This window comes from Polynucleobacter sp. UK-Gri1-W3, assembly GCF_018881595.1.
Classification (GTDB): Bacteria; Pseudomonadota; Gammaproteobacteria; order Burkholderiales; family Burkholderiaceae; genus Polynucleobacter.
This window is the reverse complement of record NZ_JACVQA010000002.1, coordinates 181,246-207,960: the sequence shown is the minus strand read 5'-3', so window position 1 is coordinate 207,960 and position 26,715 is coordinate 181,246. Positions and strand designations below refer to the sequence as shown.

Sequence of the window (26,715 nt, the reverse complement as noted above, 5' to 3'; positions counted from 1 at the left end):
CTTTTATTTTTTTATTGCTTAGTTTTTAATGGAATTGCAAACCCGGCATCACGTAATAAGCCAGTTAATGCAATCAACGGCAAACCAATTAAAGCTGTTGGGTCATCACTCTTGATCGACTCTAGCAGGCTGATGCCAAGTCCCTCTGACTTGGCGCTGCCGGCACAATCATAAGGCTCTTCAGCAAGCAGGTAAGCCTCTAGTACGCTATCCGGAAGTTTGCGAAAAGCTACTTCAGTCGGAATGCAAATAGTTGTTTGGATTTCGCCCTTCATCAAACAAAGCGCTGTTTGAAAAGTCACTACTTGACCGCCCATGAGTTGTAACTGGGCTAACGCTCTTTCAAAGTTACCGGGCTTTCCAATCGCTGCACCACAAAGATCGGCAACTTGATCAGAGCCAATCACCCACGCATCTGGAAACTGTTTGGCAACCGCAGCTGCTTTTGCATGCGCAAGGCGCAGGGCTAAATCGAGAGTGCTTTCACCGGTGAGTGGCGTCTCATCTACTTTTGGTGAAACCACTTCAAAAGGAATGCGTAGACGCTCTAAAAGTTCACGACGATATTTGGATGTAGACGCCAGGATAAGAGGTGAGTTTTGGGGCGCATTGTTGGAGGTGCTCATAGTTTGTTGTGCTTTCTGATGCGGCTTCATTTAGACTGATGCTATGAATCGTAATCAAGTTTTACCTCAAGTTGAGCTATCTGCCGAGCCAAGTGCTTTAAAGAAGGTGGATTTTTGTGCTCCCCAATCTTATAAAGGTGCTGGTTTTTTAAGCATGTCAGATATGCCAAGATTGGCTGAGGAGGCTTCAACAGTCAATCCAGCCGATGGCTTTCATTGGTCAGTGAGCACTCATTTTGAGAATTCCCCAGGCAGTGAACCTCACCAAATTCTGGAATTAGGCCTTAAGGGGCGTCTACACCTGGTTTGCCAGCGTTGTTTGCAGGATTGCGCAGTAGATTTAGACGAAAAACGTCGATTTATTCTTGTTTTGACAGATTCCGAAGCCGATGGATACCCGGTGGAGGATGAAGAGCAAGAGCCCCTGGTCATAAATCAGCATTTCAACCTCCTGGAAACCATTGAGGACGAGGTTTTACTGTCATTGCCCCTGATTCCAAAGCATCCAGATGGGTTTTGTGAGCCCCATGCTTCTACCTTTGTGGAAGATGGTGAAGAAGAGGTGTCAAATGAGCGTGAAAATCCCTTTAACATATTGAAAAATATGAAGAAAAACTGAATTTAGGGGTCTAGCATCAGGTGTTGTTTTGAGTATCTTTTGTCAATAAATCAAGCATTTAGGTGCTTTTCCATGCTAGAATATTGCCTTGCTTAGGAGTTCAATATGGCCGTTCAACAAAACAAAAAATCACCTTCCAAACGTGGCATGCACCGTGCGCACGACTTTTTGACCGCACCTGCTACGGCTGTTGAAGCCACAACTGGTGAGGCTCATTTGCGCCACCACATTTCACCTAACGGCTACTATCGTGGTCGTAAAGTTGTTAAAACTAAAAACGACTAATTTTTTAGTCTAAACAGATAGAAGCGGCTCCAGTAAAAGCCGCTTTTTTCTTGGATAAATCACTTGCAGCAATCAATGAGCTTATGAGCGTTACTCTTGCTATTGATGCCATGGGCGGAGATCATGGGGTCGTCGTGACGGTTCCTGCTGCCTGCGATTTTTTAGAAAAACACGCAGATGTGAAGATTACCCTTGTAGGTGATCCCGATTTAATCAAGCAAGTCTTGAGTAAATCTCCCAAAGCTCCTATGGAGCGCATTCAAATTATTACCGCTAGTGAAGTTGTCTTGATGGATGATCCCATTGAGATTGCCCTACGTCGCAAAAAAGACTCTTCTATGCGCGTTGCCATTATGCAAGTGAAGGAGGGCGCTGCCGATGCAGTGATCTCTTCTGGAAACACTGGCGCACTCATGGCGATTTCTCGTTACATTCTAAAGACGCTCGATGGTGTTGACCGTCCCGCAATAGCTACCGCTATCCCTAATGAATTAGGGCTTGGTACGACGATGCTTGATCTGGGCGCTAATGCTGACTGCGAACCGATGCACTTAGTACAGTTTGCCCAGATGGCAAACGTAATGGTGCAAGTGGTAGATGGTAAGCAAAATCCTTCAATTGGCCTTCTCAATATTGGTGAGGAAGTCATTAAAGGCAATGAAGTAGTTAAGCAAACTAGTGAACTACTTCGTCAAACCTCTTTAAACTTTTATGGCAACGTAGAAGGTAACGATATTTTTAAGGGCACGACCGATATTGTTGTCTGCGATGGTTTTGTGGGCAACGTAGTTCTCAAAGCGAGCGAAGGCTTGGCAAAAATGATGAGTGGTTTAATTCGCAAAGAATTTAATCGCTCATGGCTTACCAAGTTAATGGCGATTTGCGCTATGTTGCCATTGCTGAGAGTTCGTAAGCGCGTTGATCATCGTCGTTATAACGGCGCGGTATTGTTAGGTTTGCGTGGTTGCGTGATTAAGAGTCATGGTTCTGCTGATCGCTTCGCCTTTGGCTTTGCTTTAGATCGCGCGTATGAAGCGGCTAAGAATCGCATGGTGGAGCGCATTGCTGCGGCCTTTGTGGTGGAGACAAAAGAATGAGTATCTTTGCAAGAATAGCTGGTACCGGAAGCTATCTTCCGGAGTTACGCTTAACCAATCAGGATTTGGTCGAGCGCCTTGCCAAAACTGGTTTAGAGACTAGTGATGAATGGATTAAAACGCGCAGTGGAATTTCTGCACGCCATTTTGCGGCCGAGAATGAACTTACCAGCGATCTGGCGGTGAAGGCCGCACACGCTGCATTAGCCAGTGCAGGCATGACCTCTGAAGATTTAGACCTCATTATTTTGGCTACTTCTACCCCTGACCATTTAGGCGGCTTTCCAAGCACGGCTTGTGTAGTGCAAGACAAATTGGGCGCACATAATTCTTGCGCAGCCTTTGATGTGCAGGCAGTTTGTGCAGGCTTTACCTACGCACTTGCTATTGCAGATGCATTCATTCGATCTGGCAGCTATAAAAAAGTATTGGTGATTGGCGCTGAGACCTTCTCACGTATTCTCAATTTCGAAGACCGTGGAACTTGCGTCTTGTTTGGTGATGGCGCTGGAGCTGTTGTACTCGAGGCTTCTAAAGAGGCGGGTATTTTGTCTACAGCGCTTCATGCAGACGGTAGTCAACGCGATATTTTGTGCGTTCCTGGACGCGCTGGTAATGGCGAAGTACATGGCTCTCCATTTATGACAATGGATGGTCCGGCGGTATTTAAGTTGGCCGTTAAGGTCTTGGAGCAAGTTGCTCACGAAGCGCTTGAAAAAGCCAATCTCAAGGCCGAGCAAATTGATTGGTTGGTACCGCATCAAGCCAATATTCGCATCATGGAAGGCACTGCCAAGAAGATGGGGATGTCGATGGATAAGGTGATTGTTACCGTGCATGAGCATGGCAATACCTCTGCCGCTTCCATTCCATTGGCATTAGATTCTGGTGTACGCTCTGGGCAGATCAAACGTGGTCAACATCTTTTATTAGAGGGTGTTGGTGGTGGCTTTGCTTGGGGTGCAGTTGCCATCAAGTACTAATGGCAGGTAAAACACCCCCCAACAATCTATTCATTTCTTTAATTATTTAAATTAGCGAATTAATCACATGACATTTGCATTCGTATTCCCTGGTCAAGGCTCTCAATCAGTTGGGATGCTCAATTCGATTGCGCAGCGTCCAGAGGTGCACGCAACATTGCAAGAGGCTTCTGAGGCTTTGGGTGAGGATGTTGCAAAGTTAATTGCAGATGGGCCTGCTGAGGCATTGTCATTAACTACTAATACGCAGCCTTTGATGTTGACTGCTGCCATTGCCTTTTATCGTGCCTGGTTGGCTGCTGGTGGACCCGCTCCTAAAGTGATGGCTGGCCATAGTCTTGGTGAGTACTCTGCCTTAGTTGCGTCAGGCGTCATTTCTTTTAAAGACGCTGTTCCATTGGTACGTTTTCGTGCTGAAGCAATGCAAAATGCGGTACCTGTCGGTACTGGTGGCATGGCCGCTATTCTGGGTTTAGATGATGCAGCGGTAATTCAGGTTTGTGCTGAAGCAAGTGCAGCATCCGGTGGTGTTGTCGAGGCTGTTAATTTCAATGCCCCTGGTCAGGTAGTGATTGCGGGCGCAAGTGACGCTGTTACTAAAGCATGTGAGTTGTTGAAAGCTGCTGGCGCAAAGCGTGCTTTGCCATTGCCAGTATCTGCACCATTCCACTCTTCTTTATTGCAGCCTGCTTCTGAAAAACTCAAAGGCTACTTGGCGAATATTGAATTTAAAGTCCCGACTATTTCAGTTATCAATAACGTGGATGTTGAAATCTTGAATGACCCTGTAGCAATTAAAGATGCATTGGTGCGTCAAGCTGCCAAGCCTGTGCGTTGGCATGAAACTATTCAGGCTATGGCAGGACAAGGTATCACTCAGGTGGTGGAATGTGGTCCTGGCAAAGTATTGGCGAGCCTGACTAAGCGCATTAATGATCAAGTCACTGGTGTGCCAGTGTTTGACGAAGCTAGCTTAAATGAAGTTCTGGCTAGCTTCAAATAAAATCAAGATACATAAATATAGAAAATAGCGGAAGACAAATATGAATCTCGACTTAAGCGGACAAATTGCCTTAGTAACTGGCGCCTCGCGCGGCATCGGTCAAGCGATTGCGGATGAATTAGTGAAGTGTGGCGCCAAGGTGATTGGCACTGCAACATCCGAGAGTGGCGCAAAAGCGATTGATGAACGTTTAAAAGCTTCAGGTGGTGCCGGCAAAATATTGAATGTCACTGCGCCAAATGCTTGCGAAGAAATTATCGATGTGATCGTGAATGAATATGGCGGCATCAATATTTTGGTGAATAACGCTGGTATTACTCGCGATAACTTATCGATGCGCATGAAGTCTGATGAATGGACTGATGTGATTGATACCAACTTAAGCTCTGTCTTTCGTCTTTCTCAAGCGGTGATGCGTCCAATGATGAAGGCTCGTGGTGGTCGCATTATTAATATCACTTCTATTGTTGGTCATATGGGTAATCCTGGTCAGGCAAATTACGCCGCTGCAAAAGCAGGTGTTTCAGGGATGACTCGAGCTTTGGCCCGTGAAATTGGCAGCCGTAATATCACCGTGAATTGCGTTGCACCTGGATTTATTGATACTGATATGACCCGCGCCTTGAGCGAAGAGCAACAAAATGCCCTAAAAGTGAACATTCCTTTAGCGCGTTTAGGCAGTCCTGAGGATGTGGCCCAGGCGGTGGCATTTTTGGCCTCCCCGGCAGCTGGTTACATTACAGGCAATACCCTACACGTCAATGGCGGACTCTATTTAGCCTAACGACAAAGCAAGGATTTGGTCATTTTTAGGCGAATTTGCTAATTCGGTCCGCCAAACTGATAAAATTCTTTCATCGTTTTTTACAACCCCTGGGGAAATTAATGGACAACATCGAACAACGCGTTAAGAAAATCGTCGCTGAGCAATTAGGCGTCGCAGAAGGAGATATCAAAAATGAATCTTCTTTCGTGAACGACTTGGGCGCTGACTCTCTTGACACTGTTGAACTGGTAATGGCTTTGGAAGATGAATTCGGCATCGAAATTCCTGATGAGGAAGCTGAAAAGATCACCACAGTTCAGCTCGCAATCGACTTCGCTACATCAAAAGCTCAGGGTTAATTCCCTAGCCTAGGTATTACTGTGTCAGCATCAAATGGCCGACGCCGGGTAGTAGTCACCGGCCTTGGCCTCATCTCACCTGTTGGTAACTCAGTTGATGTAGCTTGGTCTAATTTGCTCGCGGGCAAATCAGGCATCGCTACCATCACGAAGTTTGACCACACTCCGCTTAGCGTTCATTTCGCTGGAGAGGTGAAAGATTTCAATGTCGAAGAATATGTTTCTGCCAAAGAAGCTCGCCATATGGATACGTTTATCCATTACGGCATCGCTGCTGGTGCACAAGCTATTCGAGACAGTGGTTTAGAGATTACAGAACAAAACGCCGAGCGCGTTGGTGTCATGGTTGGCTCGGGTATTGGTGGCCTGCCAATGATTGAGGAAACAGGCGCTGAGTTATTGGCTCGCGGCCCCCGTCGTATCTCACCATTCTTTGTTCCCGGCTCAATCATCAATATGATTTCTGGGCATCTCAGTATTTTGTTTGGCCTTAAAGGTCCAAACGTTGCTGCTGTAACTGCCTGCACCACTGGTTTGCATAGCATTGGTTTAGCTGCCCGCTTAATTCAGTATGGCGATGCGGATGTCATGGTTGCTGGCGGTGCTGAGTCAACTATTTCTGCTTTAGGTGTTGGTGGCTTTGCTTCAGCAAGAGCGCTTTCTACTCGTAATGACGATCCTGCAACGGCATCACGTCCATGGGACAGAGACCGCGATGGTTTTGTTCTTGGCGAAGGCGCTGGAGTCATAGTGCTTGAAGAATATGAGCATGCCAAAGCACGCGGCGCAAGAATCTACTGCGAATTACTTGGCTTTGGTATGAGTGGTGATGCGTATCACATGACCGCACCAAATATGGATGGTCCACGTCGTTGCATGGTTAATGCAATGCGCGATGCAGGTCTCAATGCTGACCAGATTCAATATATCAATGCTCACGGCACTTCTACACCGTTGGGTGACAAGAACGAAACTGGCGCCATCAAGGCGGCTCTTGGCGATCACGCTAAGAAGACTTTGATTAATTCCACAAAGTCCATGACCGGCCATCTTTTGGGCGGCGCCGGTGGTCTAGAGTCTGTTTTTACAATTTTGGCTCTTCATAATCAAAAATCGCCACCTACTATCAATATCTTCAATCAGGATCCTGAGTGTGACTTGGACTACTGCGCCAACACCGCTAGGGATGTGAAGATTGACCATGCAGTCAAAAACAACTTTGGCTTTGGGGGTACTAACGGTACCTTGATTTTTGGCAAACTGACCTAATATTCTTAATATCTTCATTGTTGGTTTTCACCAAGTAGGTCTATAGCATTATGAAAAAGTACTTAATTGCGCTCTTGGCTATTTTTAGCTTGAGTCAACTTGCGTTCACTCCTTCTGCATTCGCGCAAACTCCTCGAGTCAGCATTCCTGACTTCGCAGATTTGGTTGAACGTGCGAGTCCAGCTGTAGTGAATATTCGTACTACTGAAAAGGTAGCGGTGCAGCAAGCTCAAGGAGGCATTCCTGGAATGCCTGAAGACCAAGCTGAATTCTTCCGCCGTTTCTTTGGTGTGCCAATTCCTGGAATGCCAAGTGGCCCTAAACAGGCGCAACCAAATCCCGGCAAGCCACAAGAGGCGGATCGTGGTGTGGGCTCTGGTTTCATTATTGAATCCAATGGATTAATTTTGACCAATGCTCACGTTGTTGAAGGCGCTACCACTATCTATGTGACTCTGACTGATAAGCGTGAGTTCAAAGCAAAGTTACTCGGTATGGATAAGCGTACTGATGTTGCGGTAGTCAAAATTGAAGCGCGTGATTTACCAAAGCTACCTTTGGGTGATTCATCCAGGGTACGAGTGGGTGAATGGGTGCTAGCGATTGGCTCCCCGTTTGGTCTTGAGAACACGGTGACTGCAGGTATTGTGTCAGCCAAGAGTCGTGACACGGGCGACTACTTACCTTTTATTCAGACTGACGTTGCGGTGAATCCTGGCAACTCTGGCGGTCCGTTATTAAATACTGCTGGTCAAGTGATTGGCATTAATTCGCAAATCTTTAGTCGCTCTGGCGGCTACATGGGAATTTCATTTGCGATACCGATCGATGAGGCAATGCGTGTTGCGGATCAATTGCGCACCAATGGCAAGATGACGCGTGGTCGTATTGGTGTTGCTTTGGGTGAGATGACAAAAGAAGTAGCTGAGAGTTTAGGTTTAGGAAAGCCTCGTGGCGCTTATGTGCGCAATGTTGAACCAGGCGGACCTGCAGCGGCTGGCGGTATTGAAGCAGGCGATGTGATTCTCAGTTTTAATGGTCGCGATATCTCTAAATCAACCGACTTACCAAGAGTGGTTGGTGAAACTAAGCCGGGTAGCTCGGTGCCTGTGCAAGTTTGGCGCAAGGGTGGTACTCGCGACTTAACGGTTACTGTTATAGATGCGGAATCTACTTCAACGGCCAATAAGAAGTCAGAGACACCTGCGGCAAACAGCAATGGTGCCAATACCTTAGGGGTTGCTGTAAGCGAGCTTTCGGATGCCAAAAAGAAGGATTTGAACATCAAGGGCGGCGTTGAAGTGACTGGTTTAGGGGATGGCCCTCTGGCTAAAGCTGGAATTAGGCCTGGAGATGTCATTATTCGGGTTGCGGATGCCGATATCACAAGCGTTAAGCAGTTTGAGGCCTTGGTGAAGGGCTTAGACGCTTATAAGGCTGTTCCGGTCTTTATTCGCCGTGCTGACAGCACTTTGGTAGTTCCTGTAAGGCCTAAATAACCCTATTTTGGCCCTGAAAATGGGGTTTGGCGCTATTTGGGCGCCACCCCATTACAATCACTCTAAGACGACTTTTTGCAGCGCATCATCGTGGTGCGTTCTGACAAGGCGTTTTTTGAATGACCTTTTAAGACGCTATGGATTTAATCCGCAATTTTTCTATCATCGCCCATATCGATCACGGCAAATCGACTCTTGCTGATCGCATTATTCAACTATGTGGTGGCCTCTCCGATCGTGAAATGGAAGCCCAAGTTCTTGACTCAATGGATATTGAGCGTGAGCGCGGCATCACCATTAAGGCGCAAACCGCAGCTTTAAATTACAAGGCCAAAGACGGCAAGATTTACAACATCAATCTCATTGATACCCCGGGCCACGTTGACTTCTCCTATGAAGTAAGTCGTTCATTGTCAGCCTGTGAGGGCGCGCTCTTGGTGGTGGATGCTAGTCAAGGTGTTGAGGCGCAAACAGTTGCGAACTGTTATATGGCTTTGGAGTTGGGCGTTGAGGTTGTGCCAGTACTCAATAAGATTGATTTACCTCAAGCTGACCCTGAGCGCGCTAAAAAAGAAATTGAAGACGTCATTGGCATTGATGCATCTGAAGCCGTTACATGCTCAGCCAAAACAGGCTTGGGTGTTGCTGATGTGATTGAGGAAATGATTGCAAGGGTGCCTCCGCCAAAGGGTAATGCGACAGACCCGTTGCAGGCTTTGATTATTGACTCTTGGTTTGATAACTACGTAGGCGTTGTTATGTTGGTGCGCGTTGTGAATGGCACCTTAAAACCAAAAGAAAAAATTACCTTAATGGCCAATGGCTCAAGCCATTTAGTCGAGCATGTGGGTGTGTTTAGTCCAAAGTCAGTAGACCGTCCAGAGCTATCTGCTGGTCAAGTAGGCTTTGTGATTGCTGGTATTAAAGAGTTAAAAGCAGCCAAGGTAGGCGACACTGTTACACATACCCCTGGACAGCAAGGCAGAGTCCCTGCTTCTGAACCACTTCCTGGTTTTAAAGAGGTAAAGCCACAGGTCTTTGCTGGTTTATATCCAGTAGAAGCGAGTGAATATGATCAATTGCGTGAATCTCTTGAGAAGCTCAAGCTAAATGATGCTTCGCTCTTGTATGAGCCAGAGGTATCTCAGGCTCTTGGATTTGGATTCCGTTGCGGCTTCTTAGGTTTGTTGCACATGGAGATCGTGCAAGAGCGTTTAGAGCGTCAGTACGGCATGAATCTCATCACGACCGCTCCAACGGTAGTGTATCAAGTAGAGCAATCCGACGGCACACTGATGATGGTGGATAACCCGTCGAAGATGCCTGAGGCCAGCAAGATCAATACCATTCTTGAGCCGATTGTGACGGTCAACTTATACATGCCACAAGAGTATGTAGGGGCGATGATTACATTGTGCGTTGGTAAGCGCGGTATTCAGATGGATATGAACTATCTAGGTCGTCAAGTTAAGCTGACTTACGAGCTACCAATGGCTGAGATTGTTTTGGACTTCTTCGACAAAATGAAATCGATCTCACGCGGTTATGCGTCTATGGATTACGAGTTCAAAGAATATCGCTCGGCAGACGTAGTCAAGGTCGACATCCTCATTAATAGTGAGCGGGTTGATGCCCTCTCAGTGATTGTTCATAGAAGCAATAGCCAACATCGTGGGCGCGAAGTAGTTGCCAAGATGCGCGGCATTATTCCTCGTCAAATGTTTGATGTAGCGATTCAGGCGGCAATTGGTAGCAATATCGTTGCGCGTGAAAACGTCAAAGCTTTGCGTAAAAACGTTTTGGCTAAATGCTATGGCGGCGATATTTCACGTAAGCGTAAGTTATTAGAGAAGCAAAAAGAAGGTAAGAAACGTATGAAGCAGGTTGGCAACGTCGAGATTCCACAAGAAGCCTTCTTGGCTATTCTGCAGGTGGAGGATTAATGAACTTTGCTTTAGTCCTCTTCATCTTGGTGATTGTTTCTGGGATCGCTTGGGTTGCTGACAAACTACACTTTGCCCCACAAAGACGTTTGGCCGGTAATGACCGTATGCCTTTATGGCTTGAGTACACGGCAGGGTTCTTTCCAGTTATTTGCGCAGTGTTTGTGTTGCGCTCCTTTATTGCCGAGCCTTTCAAGATTCCTTCTGGCTCAATGATTCCAACATTGCAAATCGGCGATTTCATTTTGGTAAATAAATTTACCTACGGAATACGTTTGCCAGTACTGAATCAAAAGGTAGTTGACTTAGGTTCACCTAAGCGTGGCGATGTGGTGGTATTCCGTTATCCGCGTGATGAATCAGTTGATTACATCAAGCGCGTAGTGGCATTGCCAGGTGATGTAATTACTTATGAAAATAAGCGCCTGACCATTAATGACCAACCACTGCAATATAGTGGTGGCGAGCCTTACCTTGATCCTGAGAATATGCGTTATGCGAAGCGTTTCACAGAAACCTTCCCAGCAGACTTGGGTGGCAATCGTCATGACATCCTCAATGATCCTGATCGTCCAGCTAGCGTATTCCCGACTGAGCGTTTCCCGGGTTCTGAGTTCTGTCAGTACCAACAGTCTGGTGTGACTTGTAAGGTGCCACCAGGGCATTATTTTGCAATGGGTGATAACCGTGACAATAGTGCAGATTCACGTTACTGGGGATTTGTACCCGATAAAAATATCGTTGGCAAAGCCTTCTTTGTTTGGTTGAACCTCGGTAATCTTGGCCGTGTAGGCGGATTCGAGTAAATATCATGAATGCGCGCGCCGTTATCGAAACTGGACCGCTGCAAGAGCGCCTTGGCTACACCTTCAAGAAGCCAGAGTTACTAAATCAAGCCTTGACTCATCGCAGTCATAGCAAGAAAAACAATGAACGCCTTGAATTTCTTGGCGATTCTATTCTGAATTGCGTTGTTGCTGAAATGCTCTATGAGCGTTATTCCGATTTAGATGAAGGCGACCTCTCCCGTGTGCGTGCGAACTTGGTAAAGCAACAGGCTTTATACGAAATCGCGCAAACCTTATCTTTATCCGACTACTTGCGCTTAGGTGAAGGTGAGTTGAAGAGTGGTGGATTTCGGCGCCCCTCAATTCTGGCTGATACCTTAGAAGCAGTGACAGGCGCTATCTTTATGGATGGTGGTTTTGAAGCGGCTAAGGCAAGCTTGCGTAAGCTCTATTCCATTATCTTGGCGCACGTTGATCCCAAAACCTTGGGCAAAGACGACAAAACATTATTACAAGAGTGCCTGCAGGGCTATCAATTGCCTTTACCAACCTATAACGTTACTGGCACTACTGGTGCTGCTCATAACCAGCAGTTTGAGGTTGAGTGTCTAATACCTAGCCATAAGGTGGCAGTCAAAGGTGAGGGCGCTTCACGTCGTGCTGCTGAGCAGGCGGCAGCTAAGTTGGCCTTGATTGCCATGCTCAAAGCATTGCCGCAAGAATCTCGTAAACCCAAGAAGACTCGGTCGGCCAAAAAGAAGGCTGCAAAAAAAGAAGCGACCGAAGAGCAGTTCAATCTTAAGCTGAAGGGCTAATCGTGTTTAGATGCGGCACCATCGCCATTGTTGGGCGTCCTAATATGGGTAAATCAACACTCCTTAATGCATTGGTTGGTCAGAAGATCAGTATTACTTCTCGTAAGGCACAAACTACTCGTCATCGGATTTTGGGTATTCAGAATCGTGAAGAAGCCCAGTTCATTTTTATCGATACACCAGGCTTTCAAACGCGTTTAATAAATACATTAAACAAAGCCTTAAATCGTACGGTGACTACCGCCCTACAAGATGTGAATGTGGCTTGCTTTGTGGTTGAGGCTGGATACTTTGGCGAAGATGACAAGAAGGTATTGAAGTTGTTGCCAGATGACTTACCGGTTGTCTTGGTTCTGAATAAATTAGACCTGTTTAATAGTCGCTTTCAGACGCCATCCGAGCGCGATCTAGCCCTGCTGAGCTTCATTAAAGAAATGGCTCGCCCTTGGTGTGAATTAGGTGGTCACGAAGACCAGAAATGTGAGTTTGCTGAAATCGTACCGATGAGCGCCAAGAGTCCTGGTGATATCGAGAGATTGCTCGATGTGCTGGAAGGTTACTTGCCTGAAGCCGAGGCTGTCTATGATGGCGATACGATCACCGATCGTAGCGAGCGTTTCTTGGCAGCCGAGATTCTGCGTGAAAAAGTATTTCGCTTTACCGGTGAAGAATTGCCTTACACCAGTACGGTAGTGATTGATCAATTTAAGATGGATGGCAAGATGCGTCGTATTGCGGCAACGATTTTGGTTGATCGTGATAGTCATAAGGCGATGATCATTGGGCAAAAGGGTGAGCGCCTTAAAAAGATTTCGACAGATGCCCGCATCGATATGGAAAAGCTCTTTGATGGCAAAGTCTTTTTAGAGACTTGGGTGAAGGTCAAGCGTGGCTGGGCAGACGATCGTGCCGAACTTCGGGCACAAGGGCTGGAATAAGTTCCGATGGCTTCGATTCGTATTGCTGACGAGCCTGCTTTTGTATTGCATAGCATTCCCTATAAAGAGACCAGCTTAATTCTAGATGTGTTTACTCGGCAGTATGGCCGCATGGCTTTAATTGCCAAGGGCGCAAAACGTCCTCACTCAACACTGAGACCTGTATTGCAACGTTTTCAGCCACTACTAGTTTCCTGGAGTGGTAAATCAGAATTGCGCACCCTTACAAAGTCCGAGTGGGTTGGTGGCACACCTTCCTTGGTAGGTGATGCGCTTCTTTGCGGCTTCTATCTCAACGAGTTGCTTGTGAAATTTTTAGCGCGTGAGGATGATTATGAAAGACTCTATGATCGTTACGCCGAGACTATTAACGCGTTATCCAATCTAGAGTTCGAATCCAAGGGTCTAGAAGAGATCCTGCGGCCATTTGAGTTATCGCTATTACAGGAGACGGGCTATGCGGCTGCCTTGGATCATTGTGTTGAAACCAATGAGGCGCCGCTAGCTCAAGAGCAATATGTTTATCAGCCAGAACGTGGGGTGCGTCCTATTCAAGTGGATGATCCCGGGCACTGGCCTGTTCTTACGGGTAAATCTCTTTTGGCGATTGCAGTCGGGGATTTTTCAGATCCAGAGACACTTTCTGAGAGTAAGCAATTGATGCGTTTTCTGCTGGGCTTGCATTTACAGGATCAGGTATTGACTACCCGCCAGATTTTGATTGATTTGAAGAAAATCTAGTAATCTATATAGATGAGCAATTCCCAAGCACCTGAACTAGGTATCAATATTGACCACGTTGCCACTTTGCGTAATGCGCGTGGCACGATCTATCCCGACCCGCTGAGAGCGGCAGCTTTGGCTGAGGAAGCTGGCGCTGATCTCATTACTTTGCATTTGCGTGAGGACCGTCGTCATATTAAAGATGCAGACTTGCTGGCATTGCGCCCACTGATTAAAACCCGCATGAATTTAGAGTGTGCAGTGACGCCCGAGATGATTGATATTGCATGCAAGGTCAAGCCACACGATGTGTGTCTAGTTCCAGAGAAGCGTGAAGAAGTCACGACTGAGGGTGGCTTAGATGTAGTGGGTCACTTTGATGCGGTAAAAGCGGCCACTAAGAAATTAATTGATGCAGGTATTCGGGTATCCCTATTTATTGATCCAGAAGAGAAGCAAATTCAGGCAGCTAAAGAAGTTGGCGCAACCGTAGTGGAATTACATACCGGTCGTTACGCAGATTTATCTGGTGCTGCGCAGGCAACAGAGCTTGAGCGTATTCGAAAGGCTGCTAAATTTGGAAAAAGTATCGGCCTCAGAGTGAATGCTGGCCACGGTTTGCACGAAGGCAATGTGAAACCTATTGCCGCAATAGCCGAATTATCTGAGCTCAATATTGGCCATGCCATTGTTGCCGAAGCTTTATTCAAAGGCTGGCAAAAAGCAATTATCGACATGAAAGCCTTGATGGTTCAGGGTAGAGCAAGCTCTTAAGAGTTGATACACAACATCATTTACATCGCATGATCATCGGCATCGGCACTGACATTCTGCAGATTGAGCGCTTACAGGCAGCTTACGATCGCACTAATGGCCGTTTAGCTGAAAAAATTCTGGGGCCAGACGAGATGCTGGTATTTCAGCATCGCCTTGCCAGAAACCATAAGCGGGGCATTGCATTCTTGGCTACGCGTTTTGCAGCCAAGGAGGCCTTCTCAAAAGCGATTGGCTTGGGAATGAGAATGCCAATGACCTGGCGCTCACTCCAAACTTTGAATGAGCCTAGTGGCAAACCTATCACGTCATACCTGGGTGCCTTGGCGCAATTCATGCAGGAAAAAAATTGGGAAGCTTACGTCACTGTGAGCGATGAACAAGATATGGCAATTGCGCATGTAATTGTCACTCAGAAATCAAGAATAAAACAGAGGAAGAAATGAGTAAGTCCACGATGGCCCCAGGCCCAGTTACCCTAGATGTAGTTGGCCTTGAATTAAATGCTGAAGATCGCCGCCGTATTTTGCATCCGCTGACTGGTGGTGTGATTTTGTTTGGCAGAAACTTCGCCAATCGTCAGCAACTCACCAAGTTAACTGCTGCTATTAAGAAACTTCGCCCCGATGTCCTGATTTCTATTGATCATGAGGGTGGTCGAGTGCAGCGCGCTAAGACCGATGGCTTTACCCATTTGCCTGCGATGCGTAAGCTGGGCGAGCTCTGGGGTGCAAAAAATAAATCCAAGCATTCTGCGGAGTCTGCTGCTATCGCAATGGCTGCAGCAACCGCTTGTGGGTATGTACTCGCCGCTGAGTTACGTGCTTGTGGCGTTGATTTCAGTTTTACTCCAGTTCTGGATTTAGATTTTGGTCGCAGCGGTGTGATTGGCGATCGCTCATTTAGTCGTGATCCACAAATAGTCTTTGCTTTGTCAAAGAGTTTGAATGAGGGTTTACGTCTCGCAGGTATGGCCAACTGTGGCAAGCACTTTCCTGGACATGGTTGGGCTGAAGCAGATTCGCATGTCGCTATTCCGGTGGATGAACGCTCCTTAAAAGAAATCTTGAATGATGATGCCAAGCCTTACGAGTGGTTAGATCTCAGCTTAGCTTCGGTCATGCCAGCCCATGTGATCTATCCAAAGGTAGATAAGAACCCAGCTGGATTTTCAAAGATCTGGCTCCATTCCATCTTGCGTCAAGAGTTGGGCTTTGAAGGCGTGATCTTTAGTGATGACCTTTCCATGGAAGGCGCCAGTGTTGCAGGCTCTGTAGTGAAGGGTGCGGAGATGGCGCTGGAGGCTGGTTGCGATGCGGTTTTAATCTGCAATCGTCCTGACCTTGCTGACCAGCTATTAAGTAAGCTAAAGGTATCAAAAGCTAAGCAAGAAGAGTCAAAAGCGCGTTTAAATAAGCTAATGCCGACAGCGCTTGCATTGGGTTGGAATGAATTACAAAATGAAGCTCAGTACCAGCATGCCAAGGGCTTGCTTGAGCAGTTAAAGCTAATTGCATAAAAAATTATTGTGACAATAAAAAAGCCCGGCATGCCGGGCTTTTTAACTGCTGTAGTTTGCTAGTTACAAATTAGTTAGCGCGGCTACGATATTCACCGGTACGAGTATCGATCTCGATCTTGTCACCAGTATTACAGAACAATGGAACTTGCAATTCATAGCCAGTTGCTAATTTTGCAGTCTTCAATACCTTACCAGAGCTGGTATCGCCTTTAACTGCTGGTTCTGTATAAATGATTTCACGAACCAATGAGTTAGGCATTGCTACTGAGAGTGCCTTACCTTCGTAGAACACCACTTCACATGGCATGCTTTCCTCAAGGTAGTTCAATGCATCACCCATGAACTCAGCTTCAACTTCGTACTGGTTGTATTCAGTATCCATAAATACATACATTGGATCTGCGAAATAAGAGTAAGTACATTCTTTCTTATCGAGAATCACAACATCAAACTTGTCATCCGCTTTGTAAACACCTTCGTTAGGTGCGCCGGTTAACAAATTCTTAAATTTCATTTTCACAACAGAGGAGTTGCGGCCAGAGCGGCTATATTCGGCCTTTAAAACGACCTGAGCATCAGTACCAATCATGACTACGTTACCAACGCGGAGTTCTTGTGCTGTTTTCATCTTGCTATTCCTGGGGGCAGAGCTAACTTTCTGCGGTTTTTATCAAAAACAAGATTGTACCCGCCCGCAAGCCTTTATTGCTTGGGATTAGGCGACAAAGCGGATTAAACGCGCTGGCAAGCCGCCATCGGCTTGTTTTTCAAGTAAATGGGTGCGCCAATGCTTGGCATGAGCATCCCAGGCGCTTAGGTCTTTAAACCATTCACCGGGCATTGCCCAGGTCATGGCGGCAATGGTGGCTAACCTCAGTTCTTGGCTAGTCTCTTCCAGATATAGATCCAGAAATGCTGCTAATTTCACTTCATGGGCGCGATCTTCTTGGGGGTAGATGTGCCAAATAAATGGTTTGCCCGCAAGCTGCGCTCGCACAAAAGAATCTTCTCCTCGCACAATATTGAAGTCGCATTGAGATAACACCCAGTCATAGTCATCCTGAGATACGAATGGCATGGAAAGTAATTGAATATTTTTCGGTAATGAGATCGGTTGCTCACCATAGAGATTTAGCTGTTCCGCATGACCGTGAGCAAGAATGATGTCGACATTCTCGCCAAGACGCCCTAAGTCAGCCAGCCATTTTTTAAGAGGTGCTCCAGGGTAGCAAAAGACACTGATCCGCTTTGCTCCTGGTCGTAATTGAGGCCAGATAGCTTTTAGATCTTTTGGAATATTATTTTCAACGAGATAACCTTCTGCTGGAATGGGGTCGAGTAATAGTCCACCCACCTCGTCTTGAAAACCAGGGAAGAAGAAATATTTCGGAATACCGTGAGATTGAGGTGAGGCCTTGCCATGAAATTCAGCCACCCAAGGCTCTGCACTGAGATACTCCAAATTGAGGATGATGGGCTTGATGGGTGCAATAAAGAGACCGGCCAAATAGCGCTCGGGTAATTCACAGCCAAACGCTTCAATCACAGCACCGGGTATTTGTACTGGATGGCGGGCATTCGTATGGCTAGCCTCCCATGGCTGCAAATCGATTTTTTGCTTAATTGATGGTTCTACTCCTGATGCGAGTAAATTAAGGGTTGGCAGGTCATCGCAAAAAATACGAACCTCTTGCCCATGAATGCTTGATAAGCTTCGGGCTAGACGCCAGCAAACACCGGCATCACCATAGTTATCGACGATTTGGCAGAAAATATCCCAACGCATGTGTAATTCGCTTTTCGAAACCCTTCAGCAGGATGTTAAACGGCTACCCGGATTGCCGGGGGTATATCGCTTTTTTGATGAAGCGGGACATATTCTGTATGTAGGCAAGGCTCGCAACCTTAAAAAGCGTGTCTCTAGTTATTTCCAGCGTACTCAGTTATCACCGCGTATCGAACTGATGGTGGGCAAAATTGCCCGCTATGAGACAACGGTAACACGGACTGAAACTGAAGCCCTCATTCTAGAGAACAATCTCATTAAAGAGTTGGCTCCGCCATTCAATATTTTGTTTCGTGATGACAAGTCTTATCCCTACGTGATGTTAACGGGGAACCAGTTTCCTAGGCTAGCCTCATATCGCGGCAAAGTGGATAAGCGCAATCATTACTTTGGGCCATTTCCGAATAGCTGGGCAGTTCGTAACTCAGTGCAGATCTTGCAGAAGGTATTTCGTCTGAGGACTTGTGAGGATTCTGTATTCAAGAATCGTAGTCGGCCTTGCCTTTTGCATCAGATTCATCGTTGTAGCGCCCCTTGTGTCGGCCGCTTGAGCGTTGAACAGTACGGGCAAGACGTCGCTCAAGCCACTCGATTTTTAAAAGGTGATCACAGCCAGGTGTTATCCGAGCTTGAAAGAGAAATGCACAAGCATAGTGAGGCGATGGAGTTTGAGATGGCAGCAGTATTGCGGGATCGCATCGCAGATCTATCTAGCGTCTTGCAACAGCAGTCGATGGATACCGTTGCTGAAGGTGAGGGTGATGTAGATGTTATTGCCGTAGCGCAAATGGAGGGTATGGTTTGCGTTAATCTGGCCATGATCCGTGGCGGACGTCACTTGGGCGATAGGGCTTATTTCCCTAAAGGATTGCGCTCAACTTCCGGTGAATTGCCATCCCCTGCAGAAATACTGGAAGCTTTTATTACTCAGCATTACTTGGAAGAGCATACGGATGAAACTGCAGCCAACTTAATACCGCCAGTGTTGGTTTTAAATCATGCCTTGCAATCAGCGAGTGATGATCTTACCCAATTGAATGAATCTCCACCCGAAGATTTACATGAGTTACTCAATGCACAAGCTGGAAGGAAAATTACTTTTTTACATCAGCCCCAAGGACAAAGACGTCATTGGCTTGCGATGGCAGAAGGTAATGCGAAGATTGCCTTGACTAAGCGCCTTGTAGAGACGGGTGGACAGTTGGCAAGAGTGCGTGCATTAGCTGATGTATTAAGTCTTGAATTAGAAAGTCTTGAGCAGTTACGTATAGAGTGTTTTGATATTAGCCATACTTCTGGCGAAGCAACCCAAGCATCTTGCGTGGTGTATACCAAAAATGCGATGCAATCGAGTGAGTATCGACGCTTCAATATCAATGACATTACTCCAGGTGATGATTACGCAGCAATGCGTCAAGTGTTGCAGAGACGTTATGCCAATTTCCAAGAGCTGCCATTAGAAAAAATCCCTCAAGTGATTTTGATTGATGGTGGTAAAGGTCAGGTGGAAATGGCTCGTCAGGTCTTATCTGAATTTGGCATGGACATTGGGTTAATTGTGGGGGTAGCTAAGGGTGAAGGTCGTAAAGTTGGACTTGAGACTCTCATCTTTGCAGATGGACGTGAACCATTAGAACTAGGGATTGATAGTGCAGCTTTGCTATTGGTAGCTCAGATAAGAGATGAGGCACATCGCTTTGCTATTACTGGTATGCGAGCTAAACGCGCCAAGGCAAGGACCATCTCTCGTTTAGAGGAGATCGAGGGCATTGGCGCTAAGCGTCGACAAAAGCTGCTTGCTCGCTTTGGCGGCTTAAAAGGTGTCTCTAATGCCAGTATTGAAGAGATTGCCAGTGTGGAAGGTGTCTCATTAACGCTGGCCGAGCAGATATATCGCCAGCTTCACTAGGAGCATTGACCGTTCTTGGTTTATGCTTATCGAATGCCTTTTAATATTCCGATCGCCTTAACCTGGTTACGTGTTGCAGCGATTCCGCTGTTGGTAGTGGTTTTTTATCTTCCCAATTCCTGGCTTACTCCGTTTGAAAAGAATTTGATTGCAGCAATCATCTTTATCTCAGCCGCAATTACCGATTGGTTAGATGGTTTTCTAGCGCGTCGTCTAAAACAAGAATCTGCTTTCGGTCAGTTTTTAGATCCAGTAGCAGATAAGCTCATTGTTGCTGCCGCTTTATTGGTGCTCTTAAATATGGACCGTGTTCAGGTTTGGGTAGCACTCATCATTATTGGTCGCGAAATTACGATTTCTGCATTGCGGGAATGGATGGCCTTATTGGGAGCTGGAAAAAGTGTGGCAGTACATATGGTCGGCAAGCTCAAAACGACCGCTCAGTTAGTAGCTATTCCGTTTTTGCTGCTGAATGACACTTTGTTTGGTTGGCTAAATTGTGCGCTATTAGGTACCTGGTTAATTTGGATTGCCTCCTTTTTAACGCTTTGGTCGATGTTTTATTACATGAAAAAAGCCTTACCGCAGCTCGCTGGAAAAATTGACTAAGCGTCATAAACCCCAGCCAGTTAAGACTTATGGGGCAGTTCAATTCCTTTGTATCTGAGGTTTTGCAAGGAATAATGCTTTCTTGGCGATTGTTTGTTAAACTACCGCCCTGTTATGCGGGAATAGCTCAGCTGGTAGAGCGATACCTTGCCAAGGTATAGGTCGGGAGTTCGAACCTCCTTTCCCGCTCCAAGTTCGATGGGAAGCCCTTAAAAGCTTCCCATTTTTGATTCAAGAGAGTATGGCGCGTTGGCCGAGTGGTTAGGCAGGAGCCTGCAAAGCTTCGTACGGGGGTTCGATTCCCTCACGCGCCTCCAGTAATTTGTCTTGACGAATTAGGTGCATCACCTAAAATACTTTTTAAATATCGTAAGTAAAAAGCGTCCACTACCTCAAACAATTAAAGAACAAATGATCGCAATCCAAACCCTTAAAGTTAGCGCTGTTACATTATTTGTAGCGGCACTCATGGGTGCATGTGCTAGTTCAGGAGATTCTCCTACCGGCACTCCAGCTGAGGTCCAGGAAATTCAGAATCAGCTTTTAGGAGATATGCCCCTGCCTCAGGGTGCAAAGATTGCAGGATCTGATTCGATCATCATTGGAAGTGGTAATCAGTGGGTTGGTAGAGCAGTAGTAAATGCATTGCAAGGCGCAACTGACGTTTACGCTTTTTTTCAATCAGAATATCCAAAGGGTGGTTGGACAATTGTTACTGCTGTTAAGGCAAAAACGAGTATTTTGGTTTTTACAAAAGGTGATAGAACTGCGACAATTGAAGTGGTTGATGGATCACTCGGTGGACCAAAGTCGGTCATCGTCATTACTTCATCACCGAAAAATGCTAACGTAGTTGCTCCCACTCGCAAGTAGTTTGATGAAGCAGCTGTAGTAAATAAAAAAGGCCTCTAACAAGAGGCCTTATGCTTTAGGGGGCGTAGCTTATAGTCCTTCAGCCCTGATTAGGCCAACAGCTTGACCTTCAATCGCAAAGTTTGGTTGACGATCGTCTACCAAAATGTTTTTGAAGTCAGGATTTTCTGCTTGTAGTTCGATGATCATGCCGTTCGCAGTTTTCTTTTGCTGCCAGCGCTTCACGGTGACTTCATCATCAAGACGAGCAACAACAATGTCACCATTGCGAACTTCAGTCGTTTTTCTAACGGCCAAATAATCGCCGTCCAAAATTCCGGCATCGCGCATGCTCATACCTTTTACTTTGAGTAAGTAATCGGCGCCCTTGCTAAATAAGCTTGGATCAATCGGAACATGCTTCTCAATATGTTCTACCGCCATGATTGGTGAACCAGCAGCAACTCTTCCGATCAATGGAAGGGTGAGTTGTTGTAATGCGCCAGAAGGCAAAGAGAGCTGACGATATTTATTGCTGTTGTGCGACTGATTAAATCGTTGCGGAATACGAATGCCGCGTGAAGTTCCTGGCGTTAATTCGATATAACCTTTTTTCGCTAGCGCACGAAGATGTTCTTCGGCCGCATTGGCAGAAGCAAATCCTAATTGAGTGGCAATCTCAGCTCGAGTTGGTGGAAGACCACTCTCATCGATGGCTTTAGTGATCAACTCCAAAATCTCATTCTGACGTGGAGTGAGCTTGGGGAGGGCAGTCAGCCCCTCCGGAAAATCGACTGTGTTTATGTCCATACTGGGATTGTATACAGCAGTATTTGAGAGATCAAGCTATTTAAGAGTGATAATGAGGGATGAGCTCACAACAAGACGCCCCAGAAACTTCACCCCATATCTTGGTTTTGGGTATGGGAGGCACGATTGCTGGCTTGGCATCGAGTCCAGATCAGAATCCTATGCAATATGAGGCTGGTCAGCTTGAGGTAGCCTCATTATTGGCCCACATTCAATCTGCTATCCCCGGCAATGTTAAGTTGGTTTCAAAGCAGGTTGCCAACATCAACAGTCGCAATTTGACTGAGTCCTTGTTAACGCTTTTGGGCGATGCGGTGAGAGAGGCCCTTGCTAATACCTCGGTTAAAGGGGTAGTGGTCACTCACGGAACGGATACGATTGAAGAGACGGGCATCTTTTTGCAGCTGACTTGCGGCAAATATGCTCAAAATTTAGGCAAAAGAGTGATCTTGACGGGCGCGATGTTGCCGGCAAATGCTCCGAAGGCGGATGGTCCGTCCAACTTGCTTGATGCCATTCGTTGGGCTTCTACCCCAATTGATAACTGCCCTGGTGGTATTTATGCAGTTATGGATGGCAGGGCTTGTTTGGCTATGGATCTGGCAAAACGCCACGGTAGCGCTCTCAATGCGCCCATTCAAGCATCTCCAAGTAGCTCGGCTGGTCTGATTAATCCATCCTGGTTATCAGGTGTGAAGGCGGTTCAAGCCCTTTGGACTGAGGATTTGCCAATTCCTAAGGAGGGCGAATGGCCTTGGGTAGAAATATTGACTAGTCATGCTGGCGCCCGTTCAGAAACCATTACTCATTGGTTGAACTCTAAGGTAAAGGGCCTGGTCATTGCTGGTTCTGGCATGGGGGGTTTCCATGACGCATGGAAGGATTCCCTGGTTGCAGCGGTAAAACATGGTATTGCCTTGGTCAGGACTACTAGAACCGGTGCAGGCGAAACCCTGCCAGATTTGCCCGAAAAGGACATCTCCGGATGTTTGGCATCAGGAAGCCTTACTGCCCCCAGAGCTAGAATTGCACTCCAACTGTCTGTGTATGCAGAAAAACAGAATCAGACTGCTGGTAAATCCCTGACTTGGCAGGATTTTTTTGCTAGAATAGCGGTCTTGCCAGTAATTCGGTAAGCGCTGAAAAGCGGCTGTAAAAGTGTTGTAAGCAGTACCTACAATTTGTTACTACCTTGTCACACTGGCGCTGAGTTCACAACCATCAGAACTTAGCAAGACGCCCAGGTGACTCAATCCTTAAGGAGTGTTTGATGCGTCATTATGAAATCGTCTTTATCGTCCATCCGGACCAAAGCGAGCAAGTGCCAGCGATGATCGATCGTTACAAAGCTACATTAGCAGCTGCGGGCGGCAAAATTCATCGTATGGAAGACTGGGGTCGTCGTCAGATGGCTTACATGATCGACAAGCTTGCTAAAGCCCATTACGTTTGCATGAACATTGAGTGCGACCAGAAAACTCTGGAAGAACTCGAGCATGCGTTCAAATTTAACGATGCTGTTTTGCGTCATCTCATCATCAAGACTAAAAAAGCTGAAACAGAGCCTTCAATCATGATGAAAGAAGTGCAACGTGAAGAAGCGCGCAAATCAGCTCAATCCGACGCTCCAGTAGCAGCGGCTTAAGTTAGAAATTTGAAGAGGAATACACAGACTAGAAAACGTATCAGAGAAGCGGAGCGGCGTTGAATCATTTCACCCTCACTGCAATCTTGGTATCTAAAGACGCGATTCGATTTACACCAGCAGGAATACCGGTGATGCATTGCCAGCTAGAACATAGTGGCCAAGCAAACGAGGTAGGAGTGGCAAGGAAAATTCAGATGAACGTTGAAGCCATCACAATCGGTCCGATACAAAAGGATTTAGAGCGAATCGATTTAGGAGCTGAGGCAGTGTTTGAGGGATTCTTAGCACCCAAGACTCTACGTAATCAAAGACTTGTTTTCCACATTACCAATATTCAATTGAAAAATTAAAGAGGAAATCATCATGGCGTTTGGAAAGAAACCCGATTTCAAAAAGAAACCAGCTCAGAACCCATTGTTCAAGCGTAAGCGTTATTGCCGTTTCACTGTTGCTGGCGTAGAACAGATTGATTACAAAGATGTAGACACATTGAAGGACTTCATTGGCGAAAACGCCAAGATCACTCCTGCTCGTTTGACAGGCACAAAAGCTAAGTATCAGCGTCAGTTAGACACTGCTATCAAGCGTGCTCGTTACTTGGCTTTATTGCCATTCTCCGATCAACATAAGAAATAATTGGGAGCCCTCAATGCAAATCATTCTTTTAGAAAAAGTAACTAACCTGGGCAACCTTGGCGACGTAGTTCGCGTTAAAGACGGTTTCGCTCGTAACTTTTTAATCCCACAACGCAAAGCGCGTCGTGCAACTGAAGCAGCGATTGCTGACTTTGCTGTTCGCCGTGCTGAGTTGGAAAAATTAGCCGCTGAGAAATTGGCTGCCGCTGAAGTAGTTGGCGCTAAGCTCAAGGACTTGGTTCTTGAAATTGGTCAAAAAGCGGGTGTTGATGGTCGTTTGTTTGGTTCTGTAACCAATCATGACATCGCTGATGCTTTGAAAGCTAAAGGCTTCACAATTGAGAAGTCTTCAGTTCGCATGCCTACTGGCCCATTGAAAATGGTTGGTGATCATCCTGTAGCGGTTGCTGTTCACACCGACGTAGTTGCAGATATCACTATTCGTGTAGTTGGCGAGCAAGCTTAAGTTTTAGAACTGTAAATAAGCCTCATGGCTGAATCCCGTTCACGTTCCGTTACGCTGAATCCCGGCATGATGGGTTCTGGGGATCCAGTTGTGCAGGCTTTAAAAGTTCCGCCGCATTCTGTAGAAGCCGAGCAATCTTTGCTCGGCGGTCTACTGATCGATAACTCCTCTTGGGATAACCTAGGTGGAGTTTTAAACGATAAAGATTTCTATCGCCCCGAACATGCTTTGATCTACAAAGCAATTGCTCGTTTGGTTGGCGACAATCATCCCGCTGACGTCATTACTGTTCATGATGCAATTAAGTCTGAGCAGGGTGGTGATTTGGTTGGTATTGATTACCTTAATTCATTAGCGCAAAACACACCCAGTGCAGCGAATATTAAAGGCTATGCCGACATTGTTCGTGATCGCAGTATTTTGCGTCGCTTGATCGAGGTTTCAGACAGCATCGTCAATTCTGCATTCGTTCCTGAGGGACGTACTGTTAGAACGCTGTTGGATGAAGCTGAGTCACGCATTCTTCAGATTGGTGAAGAAGGTAGCCGCAAAGCCGACTATCTTGAGATTGAGCCTTTGCTCAAAGCTGTTGTTGCGCGTATTGATGAGCTCTATAACCGCCAAGGCGGTAGTGACATCACCGGTATTGCTACAGGCTTTATTGATTTAGATAAGCAAACTAGTGGTCTGCAAAAAGGTGACTTAGTGATTATTGCCGGAAGACCATCGATGGGAAAAACGGCGATGGCGCTGAACATTGCTGAAAACGTAGCTTTAGCTGAAGGTTTGCCAGTAGTTATATTTTCCATGGAGATGTCGGGTGAGCAATTAGCCGCACGTCTATTGGGTTCAGTAGGGCGCGTTGATCAAAGTCGCATGCGTACTGGTAAGTTACAAGATGATGAGTGGCCACGTGTCACAGATGCTATTGCTCGTTTAAGTAACACCCAAATTCTGATTGATGAGACTGGCTCTTTATCAAGCTTAGAATTGCGTGCACGTGCACGTCGTATTGCCAGAAACTTTGGGGGCACACTTGGTTTAGTGGTGATTGACTATCTGCAGTTGATGAGTGGCTCTGGTTCTGAAAACCGCGCAACCGAGATTTCAGAAATCTCACGCTCACTCAAATCACTCGCAAAAGAATTGCAGTGCCCAGTCGTTGCGCTCTCACAGTTAAATCGTGGTCTTGAGCAGAGACCTAATAAGCGTCCAATCATGTCAGACTTGCGTGAGTCAGGCGCTATTGAGCAAGATGCAGACTTAATTATGTTCATCTATCGTGATGAGGTTTATCACCCAGATACCACTACTGATAAAGGTATAGCTGAGATCATCATCGGCAAGCAGCGTAATGGCCCAATTGGAACTATTCGGGTAAGTTGGCAAGGTCCATATACTAAGTTTGATAACTTAGCGATGGGTTCTGTTGGTTACTCTTCTGGTGGATACGAGCCGTTCTAAGTACAGAAATAAAAAGATAAAGAAAAAGCCTCACAGTGTGAGGCTTTTTTAATGCAGAAATGAATCAGATCATTTCGTGATGCACATAATGAATCTTATTTACCGCCTTCACATTTCTTGATTGAAGCTGCCTTAGCTGCGCCATAGAGTGGCTTGCCATCCTTGCTTACTGCCTTAGCTTCGCAATCATTCGGCTTGGCATCACCCATGCATTTCTTGATTGAAGCATCTTTAGCTGCGCCATAGAGTGGCTTACCTTCTTTGCTTACTGCTTTAGCTTCGCAAGCTGCTTGATCAGCAAAAGCGTAAGTAGGAAGTGAAAAACTCAGTGCAATGCTTAAAGCGATGATGATTTTTTTCATACTCATTCTCCTTGGTGGTGGGGATTATTTCTGTTGCAAATTGGTTTTATCAGTAAACCATTATTCATCATATATAGGGTATTCGCCTAATGGCTAATAGTTTGTAGGTGGGTTACAAAGGAAAATCTTATATCTTTTTGAATTATTTAATAAATTTCTCAGTA

Annotated in this window: 31 protein-coding genes and 2 tRNA genes; 28 read left to right on the top strand and 5 right to left on the bottom strand. The window is 46.2% G+C overall.

What is annotated here, in order from left to right:
• Window positions 1–11: 11 nt before the first annotated feature.
• Entirely contained in the window at window positions 12–626 is a 615-nt protein-coding gene (locus ICN36_RS03735; protein ID WP_216227147.1) for a Maf family nucleotide pyrophosphatase, read from the bottom strand.
• Window positions 627–669: 43 nt separating this feature from the next.
• On the opposite strand from ICN36_RS03735, the gene ICN36_RS03730 reads away from it, so the two are divergent.
• From ICN36_RS03730 to nagZ, 17 genes are all read left to right on the top strand, one after another.
• Window positions 670–1,245 (top strand): DUF177 domain-containing protein, encoded by a 576-nt coding sequence (locus ICN36_RS03730; RefSeq protein ID WP_216227056.1) that lies wholly within the window; start codon window positions 670–672, stop codon window positions 1,243–1,245.
• Window positions 1,246–1,350: 105 nt separating this feature from the next.
• Complete coding sequence (gene rpmF / locus ICN36_RS03725; RefSeq protein WP_011902241.1) at window positions 1,351–1,530, top strand: 50S ribosomal protein L32; 180 nt, start codon at window positions 1,351–1,353, stop codon at window positions 1,528–1,530.
• An 83-nt stretch (window positions 1,531–1,613) separates the two neighbouring features.
• Window positions 1,614–2,627, top strand: a complete 1,014-nt coding sequence (plsX, locus tag ICN36_RS03720) for a phosphate acyltransferase PlsX (protein WP_216227055.1) — start codon at window positions 1,614–1,616, stop codon at window positions 2,625–2,627.
• Window positions 2,624–3,610 carry a beta-ketoacyl-ACP synthase III gene (locus ICN36_RS03715; protein ID WP_216227054.1) on the top strand — a complete coding sequence of 329 codons (987 nt, stop codon included), beginning with the start codon at window positions 2,624–2,626 and terminating at the stop codon, window positions 3,608–3,610. Before plsX ends, ICN36_RS03715 begins: the two co-directional genes overlap by 4 nt.
• A gap of 67 nt (window positions 3,611–3,677) precedes the next feature.
• Complete coding sequence (gene fabD, locus ICN36_RS03710; RefSeq protein WP_216227053.1) at window positions 3,678–4,613, top strand: ACP S-malonyltransferase; 936 nt, start codon at window positions 3,678–3,680, stop codon at window positions 4,611–4,613.
• A gap of 40 nt (window positions 4,614–4,653) precedes the next feature.
• Window positions 4,654–5,397: a 3-oxoacyl-ACP reductase FabG gene (fabG, locus tag ICN36_RS03705; RefSeq protein ID WP_216227052.1), complete on the top strand. Its 744-nt coding sequence runs from the start codon at window positions 4,654–4,656 to the stop codon at window positions 5,395–5,397.
• Window positions 5,398–5,498: 101 nt separating this feature from the next.
• On the top strand, window positions 5,499–5,738 hold the full coding sequence (gene acpP / locus ICN36_RS03700; RefSeq protein ID WP_011902246.1) for an acyl carrier protein: 240 nt from the start codon (window positions 5,499–5,501) through the stop codon (window positions 5,736–5,738).
• Between the two features lie 21 nt (window positions 5,739–5,759).
• The gene (gene fabF, locus ICN36_RS03695) at window positions 5,760–7,007 is read left to right on the top strand and encodes a beta-ketoacyl-ACP synthase II (protein ID WP_216227051.1); all 1,248 of its coding nucleotides are present in this window, start codon (window positions 5,760–5,762) and stop codon (window positions 7,005–7,007) included.
• A gap of 50 nt (window positions 7,008–7,057) precedes the next feature.
• A complete protein-coding gene (locus ICN36_RS03690) occupies window positions 7,058–8,506 on the top strand; it encodes a DegQ family serine endoprotease (protein WP_216227050.1) in 1,449 nt (482 codons plus the stop codon).
• Between the two features lie 137 nt (window positions 8,507–8,643).
• On the top strand, window positions 8,644–10,449 hold the full coding sequence (lepA, locus tag ICN36_RS03685) for a translation elongation factor 4 (protein ID WP_216227049.1): 1,806 nt from the start codon (window positions 8,644–8,646) through the stop codon (window positions 10,447–10,449).
• Window positions 10,449–11,255 carry a signal peptidase I gene (lepB, locus tag ICN36_RS03680; protein ID WP_216227048.1) on the top strand — a complete coding sequence of 269 codons (807 nt, stop codon included), beginning with the start codon at window positions 10,449–10,451 and terminating at the stop codon, window positions 11,253–11,255. Before lepA ends, lepB begins: the two co-directional genes overlap by 1 nt.
• A gap of 5 nt (window positions 11,256–11,260) precedes the next feature.
• Window positions 11,261–12,052: a ribonuclease III gene (gene rnc, locus ICN36_RS03675; protein ID WP_216227047.1), complete on the top strand. Its 792-nt coding sequence runs from the start codon at window positions 11,261–11,263 to the stop codon at window positions 12,050–12,052.
• 44 nt (window positions 12,053–12,096) lie between these two features.
• Window positions 12,097–12,990, top strand: coding sequence for a GTPase Era (gene era / locus ICN36_RS03670; RefSeq protein WP_216862026.1), 894 nt, complete (start codon window positions 12,097–12,099; stop codon window positions 12,988–12,990).
• A gap of 6 nt (window positions 12,991–12,996) precedes the next feature.
• Window positions 12,997–13,731, top strand: coding sequence for a DNA repair protein RecO (recO, locus tag ICN36_RS03665; RefSeq protein WP_216227045.1), 735 nt, complete (start codon window positions 12,997–12,999; stop codon window positions 13,729–13,731).
• A 12-nt stretch (window positions 13,732–13,743) separates the two neighbouring features.
• A complete protein-coding gene (gene pdxJ / locus ICN36_RS03660; protein ID WP_216227044.1) occupies window positions 13,744–14,487 on the top strand; it encodes a pyridoxine 5'-phosphate synthase in 744 nt (247 codons plus the stop codon).
• Window positions 14,488–14,516: 29 nt separating this feature from the next.
• Window positions 14,517–14,933 carry a holo-ACP synthase gene (gene acpS / locus ICN36_RS03655; RefSeq protein WP_216227043.1) on the top strand — a complete coding sequence of 139 codons (417 nt, stop codon included), beginning with the start codon at window positions 14,517–14,519 and terminating at the stop codon, window positions 14,931–14,933.
• Window positions 14,930–16,006, top strand: a complete 1,077-nt coding sequence (gene nagZ, locus ICN36_RS03650) for a beta-N-acetylhexosaminidase (RefSeq protein ID WP_216227042.1) — start codon at window positions 14,930–14,932, stop codon at window positions 16,004–16,006. Before acpS ends, nagZ begins: the two co-directional genes overlap by 4 nt.
• A gap of 70 nt (window positions 16,007–16,076) precedes the next feature.
• On the opposite strand, the gene efp is transcribed toward nagZ, so the two are convergent.
• Together efp and earP are read right to left on the bottom strand one after the other, a co-directional pair.
• Window positions 16,077–16,637, bottom strand: a complete 561-nt coding sequence (efp, locus tag ICN36_RS03645) for an elongation factor P (RefSeq protein ID WP_215392183.1) — start codon at window positions 16,635–16,637, stop codon at window positions 16,077–16,079.
• Between the two features lie 87 nt (window positions 16,638–16,724).
• Window positions 16,725–17,795 (bottom strand): elongation factor P maturation arginine rhamnosyltransferase EarP, encoded by a 1,071-nt coding sequence (gene earP, locus ICN36_RS03640; RefSeq protein WP_216227041.1) that lies wholly within the window; start codon window positions 17,793–17,795, stop codon window positions 16,725–16,727.
• Between earP and uvrC the strand changes: the two genes are divergently transcribed.
• The 5 genes from uvrC (at window position 17,794) to ICN36_RS03615 (ending at window position 21,186) form a co-directional block, all read left to right on the top strand.
• Window positions 17,794–19,704 (top strand): excinuclease ABC subunit UvrC, encoded by a 1,911-nt coding sequence (uvrC, locus tag ICN36_RS03635; RefSeq protein WP_216227040.1) that lies wholly within the window; start codon window positions 17,794–17,796, stop codon window positions 19,702–19,704. The two genes, earP and uvrC, sit on opposite strands and share 2 nt — an antisense overlap.
• A 33-nt stretch (window positions 19,705–19,737) precedes the next feature.
• Window positions 19,738–20,313: a CDP-diacylglycerol--glycerol-3-phosphate 3-phosphatidyltransferase gene (gene pgsA / locus ICN36_RS03630; protein WP_216227039.1), complete on the top strand. Its 576-nt coding sequence runs from the start codon at window positions 19,738–19,740 to the stop codon at window positions 20,311–20,313.
• Window positions 20,314–20,429: 116 nt separating this feature from the next.
• A tRNA-Gly gene (locus tag ICN36_RS03625) sits at window positions 20,430–20,505 on the top strand.
• A 51-nt stretch (window positions 20,506–20,556) separates the two neighbouring features.
• Window positions 20,557–20,630: transfer RNA gene (locus tag ICN36_RS03620), tRNA-Cys, on the top strand.
• A gap of 94 nt (window positions 20,631–20,724) precedes the next feature.
• Entirely contained in the window at window positions 20,725–21,186 is a 462-nt protein-coding gene (locus tag ICN36_RS03615; protein ID WP_216227038.1) for a hypothetical protein, read from the top strand.
• 69 nt (window positions 21,187–21,255) lie between these two features.
• On the opposite strand, the gene lexA is transcribed toward ICN36_RS03615, so the two are convergent.
• On the bottom strand, window positions 21,256–21,975 hold the full coding sequence (gene lexA, locus ICN36_RS03610; protein WP_216227037.1) for a transcriptional repressor LexA: 720 nt from the start codon (window positions 21,973–21,975) through the stop codon (window positions 21,256–21,258).
• Window positions 21,976–22,034: 59 nt separating this feature from the next.
• Here lexA and ICN36_RS03605 point away from each other — a divergent pair, with 59 nt between their 5' ends.
• The 6 genes from ICN36_RS03605 to dnaB all read left to right on the top strand — a co-directional run bounded on the left by ICN36_RS03605 (window position 22,035) and on the right by dnaB (window position 26,189).
• Window positions 22,035–23,111 (top strand): asparaginase, encoded by a 1,077-nt coding sequence (locus tag ICN36_RS03605; protein WP_216227036.1) that lies wholly within the window; start codon window positions 22,035–22,037, stop codon window positions 23,109–23,111.
• Between the two features lie 134 nt (window positions 23,112–23,245).
• Window positions 23,246–23,620 (top strand): 30S ribosomal protein S6, encoded by a 375-nt coding sequence (gene rpsF, locus ICN36_RS03600; RefSeq protein WP_068322189.1) that lies wholly within the window; start codon window positions 23,246–23,248, stop codon window positions 23,618–23,620.
• Window positions 23,621–23,679: 59 nt separating this feature from the next.
• Window positions 23,680–23,973 carry a primosomal replication protein N gene (gene priB / locus ICN36_RS03595; RefSeq protein WP_216227035.1) on the top strand — a complete coding sequence of 98 codons (294 nt, stop codon included), beginning with the start codon at window positions 23,680–23,682 and terminating at the stop codon, window positions 23,971–23,973.
• Window positions 23,974–23,986: 13 nt separating this feature from the next.
• Window positions 23,987–24,259, top strand: coding sequence for a 30S ribosomal protein S18 (rpsR, locus tag ICN36_RS03590; RefSeq protein WP_011902267.1), 273 nt, complete (start codon window positions 23,987–23,989; stop codon window positions 24,257–24,259).
• Window positions 24,260–24,272: 13 nt separating this feature from the next.
• On the top strand, window positions 24,273–24,725 hold the full coding sequence (gene rplI / locus ICN36_RS03585; protein WP_072583119.1) for a 50S ribosomal protein L9: 453 nt from the start codon (window positions 24,273–24,275) through the stop codon (window positions 24,723–24,725).
• A 24-nt stretch (window positions 24,726–24,749) separates the two neighbouring features.
• A complete protein-coding gene (dnaB, locus tag ICN36_RS03580) occupies window positions 24,750–26,189 on the top strand; it encodes a replicative DNA helicase (RefSeq protein ID WP_370623405.1) in 1,440 nt (479 codons plus the stop codon).
• Window positions 26,190–26,284: 95 nt separating this feature from the next.
• Here dnaB and ICN36_RS03575 read toward each other — a convergent pair whose 3' ends face one another.
• Window positions 26,285–26,551 (bottom strand): hypothetical protein, encoded by a 267-nt coding sequence (locus ICN36_RS03575; RefSeq protein WP_216227034.1) that lies wholly within the window; start codon window positions 26,549–26,551, stop codon window positions 26,285–26,287.
• Window positions 26,552–26,715 lie beyond the last annotated feature (164 nt).